The organism is Tolypothrix bouteillei VB521301 (genome assembly GCF_000760695.4).
In the GTDB taxonomy this organism is placed as follows: Bacteria; Cyanobacteriota; Cyanobacteriia; order Cyanobacteriales; family Nostocaceae; genus Scytonema; species Scytonema bouteillei_A.
Window position 1 is genome coordinate 4,160,675 of the sequence record NZ_JHEG04000001.1, and the last position, 14,210, is coordinate 4,174,884.

The following is a 14,210-nucleotide window of genomic DNA, read 5'->3' on the forward strand; positions in this document are numbered from 1 at the left end:
AAACTCAGTATTTTTCTAAATACAAGCACCCATTGACTCGTCACTTTTCAGGAGATTTCAAAGCCCGATCTAGAATTTGGCGAGCTTCTTCTGCTTTTGTTCTTGCTTCGTGATAGCGTAGATTAGCTTGAGCATAATTTTTGAGAACTTTAAAACCTTCTTTAAGACGAGCGATCTCCTCTTCTGTCACCGATTTATCTAAGAACAAAACATCAACTGCCTTGCGAATTTCCAGAGCTTCCGTGCGTGACTCTTGCACTTTTAGTTTGAGCGTAGCAAGATTGCTTAAAACTTGGACAGCTTGAGAAATAGCATCTTCATCACTATTTGTCTCAACTGGGGCTTCTTTCAGTTCAATCAGTTGTTGAGGACCAAAGCCATCTTCTAATTCTGTAGGAAGTTTACCTTCATCCATCAGTTTCATCAACTGATCCATTGCTTTCTCACGGGCTTTTGTGGAATCTTTTCCAGGAACGGTAAGAACAATTTCTGGGCTTTGAGCAAGAGTGTATTGAACCATGGTAGGGCAAAAATTTTGCTATTTATCAAGCCGGGGATAATAATTTTAACGCAAAACAAGCTAAAAAATCAGCAGCAGCAAAACCAGATAAAGTCACTAAACGATTTATTTTGGCATATGCAAATGATTTTTTAGCTTACCTAAATATAATCTAACCTGCGTTGGTTTGCGATCGCCTGTTGTCGTTTGCGAGCCTACTCCTGCTTCATACCTATTCTGGCTTTATTTGTAATATTTTGTCACACAAAACCGTTTTTGTGTTACATTTCCGGCAACGAGAGGTTTGTAAAATTCCTATAAATCGTCTCTAAAGTTTACTCTAGCAAGCATTTAGGTAATTAGCAGTTGATATGAGAAGGTAATTTTCTACTGAGCACAAAGTAAATTTTTTACCTTAACTGCCAAAACACTACCGAAAAAATAAAGATATGATATACTGCTGCAAGATGGAAACATAAGTGTAGTTGTTGTCAAGGTTAATACTAGTAATGACGCACAACCATCGAAAGAGTGACTTCGGGGGCTCTACCAGCTAATGTTACCCGAGGAATGACTCATGGCTATTATCAGCGTTACCAGTGCCGCAGACAGTGGAGCTGGTTCTTTAAGAGAGGCAGTCGCAAATGCTCAACCAGGAGACACGATTAAATTTGCCTCCAATCTTGCTAACGACAAGATAATTCTCACTAGTGGTGAAATTGGTATTCTCAAGCCTTTAACTTTTGATGGCTCAGATGCATCAAATTTAGCAATTAGTGGCAATCAACAGAGCCGTATTTTCAATATCGGCAACCAAGAGAACCGTATTAACGTGACTATCAAGGACTTGGCGTTCGTAGATGGTAGGGCAGTTGCTGGTACTACGAGTGACCAGGATTTTGCAGCAGGAGGTGCTATCCGGATTCATGACTTCAGCGATGTCGTGGTTGAAAATAGTCTCTTTAAGAATAATGTTGGTGAGCGGAGTGGAGCCATTCGCGTTGGCTTTGGTGGCTCCCTCACTGTTCGTAACAGTACGTTTGACGGCAATGATGGTTCGATCGCCAATGATGACCACAGTGCGGGAGCAATTTCCACCTATGGCTCCGGAGGTATACCTGACTTCGATCCGGGTAATGGCTTCGTCAAGATTGAAGGCAGTACTTTTACCAATAACAAGGGTAGTGAAGGTGGAGCTGTCTACAGCCTACTTGGTCCTCTGACTATTGAAGATTCCACTTTCAAGAATAATGAAAGTACTAGAGATGGGGGTGCTGTCTTCACTGATGGAGCTGACAAATCGGAAAAAGATGACCTAGGTGGTGAAATTACTATCCGTAGGAGTGTTTTTGAAAGCAACAAAGCTAAGGGTCTTGGCGGTGGGTTATCCCTATGGACGTATAACCCCGATAAAATTCTGATTGAGGACAGTTCAATCGTTGGCAATTCAGTAACCTATGGAGGAGGAGCTGAAAATAACTCCAAGGGTGGCGGTCTACGTGTTAACAGCGGTTACTTGACTATTCGCAATACAACCATTGCCAATAACACATCAGAGCACCAAGGTGGAGGAGCTTGGATCGATGGCACTTTAACAGTTAACATTGAAAACTCTACTTTCTCTGGTAACTCGGCGAGGGACGATATGGGTGGAGCTCTTACCTTAAATACGCCGGATAACACACCCGTAAATATTACAAATAATACTTTTGTCAACAACTCAGCAGGACGATACAGCGGAGCTATTTGGTCAAACGATCGCAACAGTGATGACATTACCCTGACCAATACTATCTTCGCTGGTAACACTGCATCTCCACAACAGATGCATACGAATTACCAGTTGAAAGATGGTGGCGGTAATTTCGTAGAAAAAACTGTAGGCGACCTAGGACCAAAAGTCACAGCAACTGCTACATACGTAGATGACCTTAAGCTTAGCGACACTCTCCAATTGGTGGGAAACCGTTTGATGTACGTGCTTGAGAGCGGTAGTCCAGCTATCAGTGGTGGAACTACAAATGGGGCTACTACAAAAGACCAACGTGGTGTTCTCCGAGACAGTCAACCTGACGCCGGTGCATTTGAATTTGTTCCCAACGGACAGATTCCAGTACCGAGCAGTGCGAGTAGCAACAAAGGCAACAACAAAACGGATGACTATCAAGTTATGACTCCTGTCGATAGCTTTATTGACTCCCAAAAGCTACTTATTGACCTGCGTTCGGTTGACCTCGATCGAGACGGTAAGGTCGATAGCAAAGTCTCCGTCACCCTCGACGACATTAAGAGTGACGCTTTCTACAATAACTCTGCAGGCTTTTATAAAATCGCTAGTGCAGATGGAGCAGTTCTCGATTCCATGACTAACAAACTGATTTATCCGGAAGATCCTGGCTATGCCCAAGCAGCACTGAAACAACGGGTATCTGGGGGAGAGATAAATCGGAATACAGGCAAGCTTATCAGCCAATTTGATGGTGGAGCTTTGTACGCACCTTATCTGATCGCTAATGGTACAGTAGAGCAGTTTCTCAACAATCCATTTGGTAATCTCCAAGCATTCTTTAGCCAAGGAGCGGCAAATCTTGACAAGACAAATCATGTTAAGCTGTTAGACAACAACCAGTTTGGGTTTGAAGACCTACTCAATGCACAAGATCCAGATTTCAATGACTTGACTTTTAAAGTGAAGATACAAAGTTCTTGACAAACAGCAGCGCTCGGAAAAAGCAATTCGCAAATATTTAAGTGTCATTGCAATTGCAAGCTTGTTATTAGCTAGCTGCTCGCAAATTCCTGTAAATGGGAACCTCCTATAACGTACCTACACCGTACTGAGTACCAGTCGGTGTAGGTACTTCATTGCTGCATACGTCAGAACTAACGCCATCGGCACTCAATGAAAACTCAAATTCTATACTAGAAACAGTAAGCTTATTTTTCATTGCGAGGGAAGAGCGATGGCTCCAAATCCCACCATAATGCGAACTGTAGAACAATTGGGTTATCGCGTCACCGTTGGAGACGTGGCAACTCAAGCTGGTTTAAATGTTGCAGAGGCAAATCAGGGTTTACTAGCCCTAGCTTCTGATGCTGGCGGACATCTACAAGTTTCAGAGACTGGTGATATTGTTTACCTATTTCCTAAAAACTTTCGAGATATTTTACGTAATAAATACTTTCAATTAAGATTGCAGGAATGGTGGCAAAAAATTTGGGGAATTATTTTTTACCTAATTCGTATTTCCTTTGGAATTTTCCTCATTGCTTCCATTGCTCTGATAACGCTCTCAATTATCTTAATTATCTCTGCCGCCAACTCGGACCGGGATGGGGATGACAGGGGTAGCAGTTTTAGTTTCTTTTATTTCCCCGATATCTTTTGGTATCTCAGCCCTGACTACGATACCCACCAACGACAAAGACGGCGAGAAAAAAGCCATCTCAATTTCTTTGAAGCCGTGTTTTCGTTTTTATTTGGTGATGGTAACCCCAATGCCAATTTAGAAGAACGCCGATGGCAAGAAATTGCTAGCGTCATTCGCAAGAATCGAGGTGCGATCGTTGCCGAACAGATTGCGCCTTATCTTGATGACATAGGAGAAGGTTCTGCAAAAGAGTACGAAGATTATATGTTGCCCGTTCTGACTCGTTTTAACGGACAACCTGCAGTCAGCCCCGAAGGAGAAATTGTCTATTATTTTCCAGAATTGCAAGTGAGTGCAGTACTACAGGGCGGTATCCCGTCGCAGGGATCTGCCAAATCCGTAAGGAGAAGTGATGCTCAACAGCATTATGACCCCCTATCAGACCATCTCATGGAATTTTCTTGGCGATTCAGTGCAGCAACATCAGGGCAAATTATGTTAAGTGCTGGGCTCGGAGTCGCAAATTTCGTCGGTGCGTTAGTGTTGGGAAGTTTGTTAAGAGATGGCGTAGTAGCAGCACAGCTAGGGGGATTGGTTGCCTTTGTTCAAGGAATTTACTGGCTGTTATTAGCTTATGGAACGGGTTTTCTTGCGATCCCCTTAATCCGATACTTTTGGATTCAATGGCGCAACAGCAAAATTAGCAGCCGCAACCGCGTTCGACAGGAGCGTGCTAGATTGTTAGCAGATCCAAATACGCAACTGGAGCAAAAAATTTCTTATGCCCGTCAATTTGCCACAGCAAAAGTCATCGGTACTGACGATTTAGCTTACTCTACTGAAACGGATTTGCTAGAACAAGAATTTAAGAAGAATGATGAATTATAAATTATGAATTATGAATTATGAATTATGAAATTTTTAATTCAGCATTCATAATTCATAATTCAATTTACCTTTGAACTGACTCATAAATAAGTCATAGTAGAATCCTTGTTTTTGCATCAGTTCGTCATGAGTACCAGTTTCAATAATTTCACCTGCCTTAAGCACCAGAATCCGATCCGCATTGCGAATTGTACTCAAACGGTGGGCAATCACAAAGCTAGTACGTCCTTGCATTAATCGATCTAAGGCTTGTTGAATCTTCTGTTCGGTTCTGGTGTCTATATTGCTAGTCGCTTCATCCAGAATAACCATGCGGGGATTTTGAACCATCATGCGGGCAATGGTTAGTAATTGCCGTTGTCCTTGGCTTAAATTACTGCCTCGTTCCGTCAGCATTGTATTGTAACCATCTGGCAGATGCAAAATGAATTCATGAGCATTGGCTTGTTTGGTCGCCTCAATACAGTCCTGCTCGGTGGCATCTAAACGGGCATAGCGCAGATTGTTCATAACTGTGTCAGAGAACAAAAATGCCTCCTGTAACACAATGCCAATTTGCCGCCGCAGACTGTCCTGTTGGAAGGTGGCAATGTTATGCCCATCAATCAAAATTTCGCCCCCATCGAGGTCGTAGTACCGAGTAATCAGGTTGATAATGGTGCTCTTCCCTGCTCCAGTCGGTCCGCACAAGCCAATTTTTTCGCCCGGTCTGGCTTCAAAGCTGTTGTGCTTCAGGATAGGTCTACCTTGAATATAGCTAAAGTTTACATCGCGAGCCAGTACGTGGCCCTGAATTGGTGGCATTTCTGGAGCATTGGGCTGGTCTACAATGGCTGGTCGTTCATCCAAAATGCTAAAAATGCGCTCGGCGGCGGCGCTTGCAGCTAGCAAAGTATCTAGGTTATTACCAAGACTCGCAATTGGAATCGAGAACTGACGAGTGTATTGTAAGAAAGTAGCAACAACCCCGATATTAGCCTCTCCTCGCAAGGTCAGTAGTCCCCCCACTAGTGCTACTAAAGCCACATCCAGGTTCGTCAAAACGAGGGTAACCGGACCGCTTACTAATGCTAGCAAGCGTGCCTTGACACCTGCTAAGCGAGCTAAATGACTGATATCCTCAAAGGTTGCGATCGCCTCTTCCTGCTGACCGTAAGCAATTACCACCTTCTGCCCGCTGACAGTTTCTTCCAATAAGCTGTTGAGTTCGCCAATCTGTGCTTGAAGATTGGCAAACACAGGTCCCGCAATCTGACTGATGAAGCCTAAAAACAGCACAATCAGTGGGGCAATTGTCAAAGCTGCGATCGCCAGTTTCCAGTTCAGCAGGAACATGGCTAAAACAAGGAAGACCAATTGCAACGTTTCGCTAACAACTAAATTCAAGCTGTTACGAAAAAATTGGGCAACTGCATCCGTATCATTGGTAACACGGCTCATTAAGTCACCAATCGGTTGGCGATCGAAGAAGTTCAGCGACAGGGTTTGCATCTGCTCAAACAAATCCTGCCGCAAACGATAAAGTGCCCGTTGTATTACGCGATTCAGCATCAGAGTTTGCCAGAGCATGACACCGGAACTGCAAATAGCTGCGATCGCTATCCCGATAGCCACTTGGGTAATGACCCTTAGATCGGGAGTGCTGCTTAGATTGTTCAGCCCTACCCCCAGCCAATAGGGAATAAGCAGGTTTAACACTGTACTCAACAACAATAACGCAATAACTCCGACAACCTCTAAGGCATACCGAGTGATGTAACCGAGCAATCGTCCCAACACCTTCAAACGTGGCTGGGTTGGGGGCGGGTCTCCTGCTTTAAACTTTACCTTTCGATGCAGCAAGGGCTTGTTCATGCGGTGACACCTCCCAATTGTGAACGGTAGATTTCCTGATACAGAGAACTGCTGTGAAGGAGTTGCTCGTGGTTTCCCCGGTCAACAATTTTTCCACCTTCTAGCAGGAAAATAGTGTCCGCAGTGATGACTGTACTGATTCGTTGAGCGACAAATAACATGGTGGTGTCTGCCATTAGGCGTTTCAACGCATCTTGCACCCGCGCCTCTGTAGCCATGTCCAGAGCACTGGTGCTATCATCTAGGATGAGAATTCTAGGTTTGACGGTTACCGCACGAGCGATCGAGAGGCGTTGCCGCTGTCCGCCTGAAAAGTTGGCTCCTCGCCGTGCCACTGTGGCATCATAGCCTTCGGGAATGGCTGACACAAACCCATCGGCATTTGCGGCCCTTGCTGCCTCAATCATTTCGTCTTCAGTCGCATTTGGTTTGCCGTAGCAAATGTTGTCCCGTACTTTGCCACTAAACAGTACCGACTCTTGGAGGGATACACCTACAATTTGGTGCAGGGTTTCCAGAGGAATGTCCCGCACGTCGATGCCATCAATGGTAATTCGTCCCCTTGTCACATCGTAAAAACGAGGAATCAGGTTCACCAAGGTGGATTTGCCGGAACCTGTCGTCCCCAAGAATGCCACCGTCTGTCCCGGTTCAATTGTCAAATTGATGTTTTGTAAAACGGGTTGCCCCACCCGCTCATTGTAACTGGGGTAACTGAAACTAACATCCTCAAATACAATCCGTCCTTTAACAGTCTCTGGGGTTAATTTGGTGGGAGTGGTAGGTTCGGGGATGGTGGGGATGGTATCGAGAACTTCAAACATCCGTTGGGCAGAGGCTTCTGCTGCTGTCAACTGAGGCGCGATCGCTGCCAGTATCACTAGAGGCACTAGAATAGTAGCGAGGTATTGGGTAAAGGCTAGCATTTCACCCACAGTCACAGTGCCCCGATCGAAACTATACCCTCCAACCCAAAGGACGGTTGCTGATGCTAAGTTGATGACCAAATACAAGCCCGGAGGCAGAAATGCCACATATTGCATCGGACGCAGGGTGGCTCGGCGTAAGTCTCGGTTGACGCGATCGTACCGACGATTCTCGAAGTCACTTTGCACAAAAGCTTTAACCACTCGCACCCCTGCCAGGTTTTCCTGCAACATATTGTTAAGAGCATCTAACTTCTGTTGCTGAATTTGAAAAAGTGGTCCTATTTTCACCACTAAGACAAAAAGGATCGCCACGATCGCGGGGATAACAACGAACAAAATCCACATCAAACTGGGACTGTTTAGATAAATCAGTGCCAATGCGCCGACAAACATGACTGGAACTTGGGCTACAGATAGGATTATCAGTTGAATAGTCGTTTTGATTGCATTGACATCGTTGGTCATTCGCACCATGAGATCGCTGGTGGGGAAACGATCTAGGTTGCCAAAGGAAAAAGTTTGAATTTTGCGGTACAGAAACATCCGCACAGCATGGGCTGTATTTTCGGCAAACGTAACGGCATAAAAAGAATTGGCGAGGGTAAAAACCGCCGCTAGCACGGCAAATAGAACCATCCAAAGCACGCTTTGCACTGTGGCTTCCCGATCGCCCTGGGATAAGCCCCGATCGATCAAGCTCTGAGTCATCAGGGGAATGAGCAGGGTAAAAATCGTTGCGATCGCCTGCAAAATTTGTGACAGCCAAAAAGACCACTCATAGCCCTTATAAATCGTGATAAATCGGCGGACATTTGGCAACATAAAGCATCCTCAATTGATAAAATGAGAGCCTCGTTCCGTACTTTGTTGAGATATGCTGCTGCAAGTGCGATCGTCAATTACCAATTGCCAATCCTATTTCACCTGAATTGGAGCGAGAGCGACACCCCGGTAATAGTAGTTTAAAATTTGCAAGTGATTGTATCCCCGTAGTGCTAGATTATACGCACCCCACTGACTCATGCCTATAGCATGACCGAAACCAAGCCCTCTTAACGTAAAGCTACCATTACCATTACTGACGGTAAAACGAGTGCTCTTGAGCTTGAGTGCTGTACGTACATCCTCACCTCTGAGCACTTTTTCACCTCGATCGCCTACAATTTTTAGAGCTTTCACACTGCCATAAGGTGAAGTGCTTTCGGGTACAATTTGCTTAACGTTGCCAACCTCAGGAATTTGAGCGCTAATTTCCGCCGGTGAAAAGGTTTTGACCCAATTGCATTCTCTGATATTTTGGTCAAAGTCAGGAACAGCACGCAGGTAGGGCTCATGGCTTCCCCAAACATTTTCAACATCCTCAGTATGACCGCCAGAACAAGCGTGAAACACGGAGAGAATAATTCTATTTTTGTGAGTCAGTACCTTACCTGATGTGGAATCTACAGCCGCGTAAGTAGTAGGCGATTCACTCACAACGCCTTTGTAAATTTGCCAGCGATCTGGTGTATCGCCGAGATCGTAAATGGGGTTGTTGCGCTGTCTTTCTCGTTCGTAAAGTGCATAAGTCCGGGCTGCGATCGCTTGTGCTTTCAGTGCTTCTATAGGCCATCGGGAGTCCATCTCCCCACCCAGAACGCTGTAAAGATATTCCTCCATATCCACCCAGTTAACCGCAGTTAAACCTTTTTGTGAAGGAACAACTAGAGTTCTACCCCGATACCAACGATCTCCGATATAGACATACCCTTTACCTATAGGCTCAATCCAGAATAAACTAGATTGCCATCTATCTAAAGCAACTCCCCCAGGAACAGCTTGAGCATAGTAAGAACTCAATTGAGGGAGTTGACCTAAAGTACGACCACTACCATCTTTTACAACAGCCGCCGTAGAACTACCGACTTTAACTTGATTAACATCCCTCTCAATGGCGACACGTAAAATCACTGATGCTTGAGCCGGAGCAACCATCGCTATCCATATCAGGATACCAAGCCACCAATGACGTACTTTCATCTGGGAAAATAAAAAAACTGGGAACAGTTGGAATTTCATGCTAACAACGGAATTTGCTTGAGTACGTTAGAGGACGCTTGATAAGTGCTTCAGTTTTCTCCCATAGGGATTCACTCAATCAAATATAGATGAACCGTTTAATACTAGCAACTGGGAAGGGGCTTTTTTTGGTTACGGGTCACTGGCTACTGTTAGCGGCTGTGTCACGAACTGACTTAAACCAATACTACTTAGCAAATCCTTCCAATCTTCTGCAAGCGTTGCATCGTTGGGATTTTTCTGCCGCAATAGTGCTAGGGTCGTTAGCGCGTCATGCCATATTCCATTATTGGCATAGATAGCAATTTGCTGTATTGGTTCTGCTTTTTGCAATTGCTCTTGTATGGCTTGCTTCAAATTGACGCGTTGCACCACACCCTCAACAAAAATGGGAGTTTCTTGCTGTTGGCGATCGCAGTAAACATTGAGGAACCAGCGATATTGTTTGCCAGCTGTCAAGGGAGGTAGAGGAACGCCAATGACTCCGGCTACATTTGGAAGGGAAATCTCTGTTTTATAAATTGGAGTTGACTGGTCATCAAGCAGCTCAAAATCAGCCGGATAGTTAGAACTTTTATTATAAGGCGTGTAGAACCACAGGATAGGGCGTTCTGCTGACGTCAAACCCCAAATATTTGTAACAGTCCCTTGTGACTCAGTGGCTGGAACTAAGGCAGTGAGTTGCAATGGTACGTCTTTTGGACACCCAGTTCGTCTAGCTCCACCATAACGACGACCACCAGGAGAGGATATGTCTTTAGGAAGTGGAGGTAAAATCAGTCGTATAGGTTGTCTGCGAGTTCTCGATTTAGACTCAGGCGGAGTGGGGTTAGGGCGTTCTGTCGCACCCGAGCGAGCAGGCTGGGCGGTCACCCAAGTTGAACTCCCCAGTAAACTGAAGCAGCCGAAGGCAACTGCCAAAATTAGTTTTATCAAACCTGATGTTCTTATCATAACTAATTACTTAAAATTTAATAAATCTAACTTTTACTCTTTAACCCCTACCCCCGACTTCTGAACCGACGTAGCAAGAACAGTCACAACTAAAGCCAAAGCAGAAGGCACAAATGGCACCCAGTATCCTTGTATTAACATACCAAAGCAAAGTATGTAGAGAGAGCCAGAAAAAACACCAATGACAAGCACCAATTTAGGAAACGAGCGAACTCGCCAAGCAAACACTCCTCCTAGGACAGACCACCCCAAAATCCATACGACTTCAACTAATGGAGATAAAACTTGCAGTTGATTTCGCTTATCCAAAACCGCACTGATAATTTGACTTACCATATGCGCTTGTACAAATACTCCTGGCATTTGCTCGTCTAACTTACTTCCATAAGGAGTCGCCCAATAATCTGGGTAATCACCTTTAGCAGCTACCCCAATTAAAACAATTTTGTCCTTAACTGCACTTGGATTAATAGGAGAAGACAGAATTTGTGTCAGTGTGACCTGCTTGGCAATATTTTTGGATGAACGATAATTCAGTAAAATTTGACCGCCATTGGTATCAATACTTTGATAACCGCCGGTGCGAGGTCGCAAACCGGGAAAAACTGTTTTGCCAAGTTGTAAATCTCCAGTTGGTGTAAACTTTGGTTGAATGCCGTAAGCCAGTAAATAGCGGAATGCTAGTTGTGTACTGAATGCAAAGGAAGCCGGACACAAGGATATAGCCTCAGGGTCCATGTAAAGCAAATGTCGGCGCACAACTCCATCAGGATCGTGAACAAAGTCACTAAATCCCAAGCGTTCTTCTGGAATTTCAGGTGGTGGTTCAATACCGTTTACAGATGAAACTCCATCACTCCCCTTACAAACCCCAACTAAATTTTCAGTTTGCTCGAAACGGGTAATCAAATTGGGGTCTTGAGCTTTAAAATCTCTGTAGAGATCCAAACCAATAGCACGGGGTTGATATTGCTCGAGTTTTTCCAATAGTTTGTTAAGAGAGGTATCTGAAAGAGATTTTCCATCTAAACGTTCGCCATTGCGCCGTTGTTCTGCAATATCAGCATCCTCAATAGTCACTACGAGCAAGCGATCGTCAGGTTTCTCATTCACAATAGCCGAACGTAAAGCGATCGTATTGTCAAAAGCATGCAGTTCAGCTCCTTGCAGCAATCCTAGAAACCTCAACCCGCACACTAAGGCAGTCACGACTACAGAAGATAAAAATGCTACAGTAATTTTAGGTGAAGGTGGCGGTGGCGGCAAAGGAAGTGGTTCTAAAGGCAGTAATTCCACGTTGCCAGTAATCTGTTCCCAAGAAGGAGGAGCTTCTGCTAAATTTTGACAAATTGCGGGTAGCCAGGTAGCACAAGGAAATTTATCTTCAAGACCTTGTAACCGTTCTCTTGCTTCCCGCACCGCCAGGTAGAACGGCTCGCCACTCGCAAACCCTTTTAAAAAATACTTTAAAAATTCCTGTGCTACCAAATCTGGAACAGGTTCGCGCATTACAATCATTTGGGGAATTTGCAAATCAGCTAAATCTCGCGCCAATCCCAATCCATCACAGGAGTTAAAAATTGCCAGTTGTAAACCACGTTCCACAGCTTTTCTCAAAGCATATCGGAGTTCGCCGATCGTGAGGCTATCAGTGGGATTTAAATATATCCGTCCGGTACAATCTTTCCCTTGACTGGAACTGTGACCTGCAAAGAAAAGAATATCCCAACTGTTACCCCAAAGTTGGTCAGTTAATTCTTTGCGCTGGGGTTCCACCAAAAAAGTGACATTTGCATCGTTAAGCTGTTGCAGGACATTCAGGTCAGCTTCAGTATCAATTCCCTGACTGTTCCCAACAATGGCTAAAATATTTACTCGATCGTTACGTGTTTTTTTGGAAGTGACTCGCTCGTAAGTTGGCGATGCTATAGCTAACTCAGCCTTTGGATAGCGCTCCAATACATCCCACAGATGCCAGGGCAAACGCTTTAATTGATAATCTTCTGTTTGTAAAATAACTCGTAGCTCATCCGTAGGCTGGAGTTTTTCCAACCATTTCTCCCGGACAGGACGAAACTCCTCAGATTTTAGCCAGGTGTTAAAACGCGATCGCAAAATATGTGCCGTGTTTTGACAATCCTGAGTCACAGACACATTTGTCACCTGTACTTTGTCAGCAGAGAGACGATAGCGACTGCCTAACTGTCGGTAACTAACCTGCCAGTGATTGTAATACAATGGCATTTCTGCCGCTGCAGGCAATCTTCCGGTAATTTCAGTTGAAGGACGCTCACCTTCTTCACCAATTTGAAGGGTAACGGAAAATCCTTGCTCAAAACTACCGTCAGCAAATTTTAATACGACTAATTTACACATAACACACAAGTATGAAGTATGAAGTATGAAGTAGAAGTATGAAGTCTTAAAACAAAAATCGGCTGAAAAAGATTTTCATCCTTTATCCTTCATCCTTTATCTTTTATCCTTCGTCCTTCACTCACTAAATCACAAAGTGTTCTGTGACACTAGCATCATTTAAGCCTAACTTAACGCTAAATTGTTCTCCCGGTTCACCCTGAAACTGTAACTGAATGTAATTATCTGCACTTCTAGCTTGAGATTCCAAAAAAACCGCTCCCGACCCATCAAGCACTGTCAATTGCAAACCGGGAATTAGGTAACTACTGTTACCAGTAGGATGCACTTGAAGGCGAACACTCGTTTGTGAGTTTATATCTGGTCGAATTTCCACTATTAACATGACGGGTTGATTGGCAATTTGGATTCCCAAATCGATCAATTTTCCACGTTTGGTAAGTGAATCGCTTTCTGGCATGCGGTCAACAATTTCACTGCTGCGAAAAGCATAACCCGGTCTCAATTCTGGCTGGTTCCATAACGATTCGAGAGTCTGCCAACCTGCATCAAAGACACCAGTTAACCATTGACTCAAATTTACCAGAGTCTTCGCTGGGGTTTTCTGCAATTCTCCCAAATGTTCGATCAAATTTTCCAAAGGTTGAAGCTGGTTTAATGGCAATCGTTCTGTAGAGATGCTGGGGACAAAGCCAAGTAAATTGGCGTCCTGAGAAGATTCATTGATTTGAACAACAATATATCCTATCCGTTCTTCCCAAGTTTCTGGAGGAATGTAACAAAATTGCTCAAAACGTTGTATGGGACGGCACTCCAAACGACCGATTCCAGGCATTTCCAAATCCGCAACGTCAGCACACAAACGTATCACTGGGTTCCAACTGTCACTTTTCTTTAAGTTAGTAGGAATACCCAAAAATTCCAAGTACTGATGCACCACCCATACACAAAGAGTATTCAGCCGGACTTGTGCAGCTTTTTCAGGAGTGGGTTGCTCGTTCGCAAACTTCTCCGCAGTTCTGCGAGCTGCTAACGTGATGGGCAAAGTCAATGGAATATCGTCTAGTTCATAGATGGTGCGCTTCATAGTGAAATCCCCAGTAAGAGTGCTGCTAAATACTTATCGCTCCAAGTTAAAGATTTTATGCAACGAAGTTGCTATTAGCCCTTCGGGTTCGCCCTTCGGGTTCGCCCTTCGGGTTCGCCCTTCGGGTTCGCCAGTCCCCTACGGCGGGAAACCCGCCTGCAGGGCTGGTCTCACCAGTCCCCTACGGCGGGAAA

The 14,210-nt window shown here is 44.6% G+C and carries 11 protein-coding genes; 3 read left to right on the plus strand and 8 right to left on the minus strand.

Features of this window, described 5'->3' with window-relative positions:
- Positions 1–40: 40 nt before the first annotated feature.
- Positions 41–520, minus strand: a complete 480-nt coding sequence (locus HC643_RS16570; protein ID WP_038092557.1) for a hypothetical protein — start codon at positions 518–520, stop codon at positions 41–43.
- Between the two features lie 556 nt (positions 521–1,076).
- On the opposite strand from HC643_RS16570, the gene HC643_RS16575 reads away from it, so the two are divergent.
- On the plus strand, positions 1,077–3,209 hold the full coding sequence (locus HC643_RS16575) for a DUF4114 domain-containing protein (protein ID WP_050045876.1): 2,133 nt from the start codon (positions 1,077–1,079) through the stop codon (positions 3,207–3,209).
- Positions 3,210–3,315: 106 nt separating this feature from the next.
- On the opposite strand, the gene HC643_RS42130 is transcribed toward HC643_RS16575, so the two are convergent.
- Positions 3,316–3,447, minus strand: coding sequence for a hypothetical protein (locus HC643_RS42130; RefSeq protein ID WP_272899747.1), 132 nt, complete (start codon positions 3,445–3,447; stop codon positions 3,316–3,318).
- Between the two features lie 15 nt (positions 3,448–3,462).
- Here HC643_RS42130 and HC643_RS16580 point away from each other — a divergent pair, with 15 nt between their 5' ends.
- Positions 3,463–4,758, plus strand: coding sequence for a hypothetical protein (locus HC643_RS16580; RefSeq protein ID WP_038092554.1), 1,296 nt, complete (start codon positions 3,463–3,465; stop codon positions 4,756–4,758).
- 45 nt (positions 4,759–4,803) lie between these two features.
- On the opposite strand, the gene HC643_RS16585 is transcribed toward HC643_RS16580, so the two are convergent.
- The 6 genes from HC643_RS16585 to HC643_RS16610 form a co-directional block, all read right to left on the minus strand.
- A complete protein-coding gene (locus tag HC643_RS16585) occupies positions 4,804–6,612 on the minus strand; it encodes an ABC transporter ATP-binding protein (RefSeq protein WP_050045877.1) in 1,809 nt (602 codons plus the stop codon).
- Positions 6,609–8,363 (minus strand): ABC transporter ATP-binding protein, encoded by a 1,755-nt coding sequence (locus HC643_RS16590; RefSeq protein ID WP_038092551.1) that lies wholly within the window; start codon positions 8,361–8,363, stop codon positions 6,609–6,611. The genes HC643_RS16585 and HC643_RS16590 overlap by 4 nt, the downstream gene beginning before the upstream one ends.
- A 93-nt stretch (positions 8,364–8,456) precedes the next feature.
- Positions 8,457–9,599 (minus strand): SpoIID/LytB domain-containing protein, encoded by a 1,143-nt coding sequence (locus HC643_RS16595; RefSeq protein WP_038092548.1) that lies wholly within the window; start codon positions 9,597–9,599, stop codon positions 8,457–8,459.
- 132 nt (positions 9,600–9,731) lie between these two features.
- On the minus strand, positions 9,732–10,553 hold the full coding sequence (locus tag HC643_RS16600; protein ID WP_038092545.1) for a DUF928 domain-containing protein: 822 nt from the start codon (positions 10,551–10,553) through the stop codon (positions 9,732–9,734).
- A 33-nt stretch (positions 10,554–10,586) separates the two neighbouring features.
- A complete protein-coding gene (locus HC643_RS16605) occupies positions 10,587–12,929 on the minus strand; it encodes a CHASE2 domain-containing protein (RefSeq protein ID WP_038092540.1) in 2,343 nt (780 codons plus the stop codon).
- Between the two features lie 124 nt (positions 12,930–13,053).
- A complete protein-coding gene (locus HC643_RS16610) occupies positions 13,054–14,016 on the minus strand; it encodes a DUF1822 family protein (RefSeq protein ID WP_038092537.1) in 963 nt (320 codons plus the stop codon).
- A 1-nt stretch (position 14,017) separates the two neighbouring features.
- On the opposite strand from HC643_RS16610, the gene HC643_RS41395 reads away from it, so the two are divergent.
- The coding region (locus HC643_RS41395; protein WP_237265893.1) for a hypothetical protein at positions 14,018–14,210 on the plus strand (193 nt) is incomplete at its 3' end.

What these genes read in the sequence shown, in the direction of transcription:
- HC643_RS16600 (WP_038092545.1), bottom strand. Translation starts at nt 10,553, where the DNA reads ATGATAAGAACATCAGGTTTGATAAAACTAATTTTGGCAGTTGCCTTC.
- HC643_RS16595 (WP_038092548.1), bottom strand. Translation starts at nt 9,599, where the DNA reads ATGAAATTCCAACTGTTCCCAGTTTTTTTATTTTCCCAGATGAAAGTA.
- HC643_RS16580 (WP_038092554.1), top strand. Translation starts at nt 3,463, where the DNA reads ATGGCTCCAAATCCCACCATAATGCGAACTGTAGAACAATTGGGTTAT.
- HC643_RS16590 (WP_038092551.1), bottom strand. Translation starts at nt 8,363, where the DNA reads ATGTTGCCAAATGTCCGCCGATTTATCACGATTTATAAGGGCTATGAG.
- HC643_RS16575 (WP_050045876.1), top strand. Translation starts at nt 1,077, where the DNA reads ATGGCTATTATCAGCGTTACCAGTGCCGCAGACAGTGGAGCTGGTTCT.
- HC643_RS16605 (WP_038092540.1), bottom strand. Translation starts at nt 12,929, where the DNA reads ATGTGTAAATTAGTCGTATTAAAATTTGCTGACGGTAGTTTTGAGCAA.
- HC643_RS42130 (WP_272899747.1), bottom strand. Translation starts at nt 3,447, where the DNA reads ATGAAAAATAAGCTTACTGTTTCTAGTATAGAATTTGAGTTTTCATTG.
- HC643_RS16585 (WP_050045877.1), bottom strand. Translation starts at nt 6,612, where the DNA reads ATGAACAAGCCCTTGCTGCATCGAAAGGTAAAGTTTAAAGCAGGAGAC.
- HC643_RS16610 (WP_038092537.1), bottom strand. Translation starts at nt 14,016, where the DNA reads ATGAAGCGCACCATCTATGAACTAGACGATATTCCATTGACTTTGCCC.
- HC643_RS16570 (WP_038092557.1), bottom strand. Translation starts at nt 520, where the DNA reads ATGGTTCAATACACTCTTGCTCAAAGCCCAGAAATTGTTCTTACCGTT.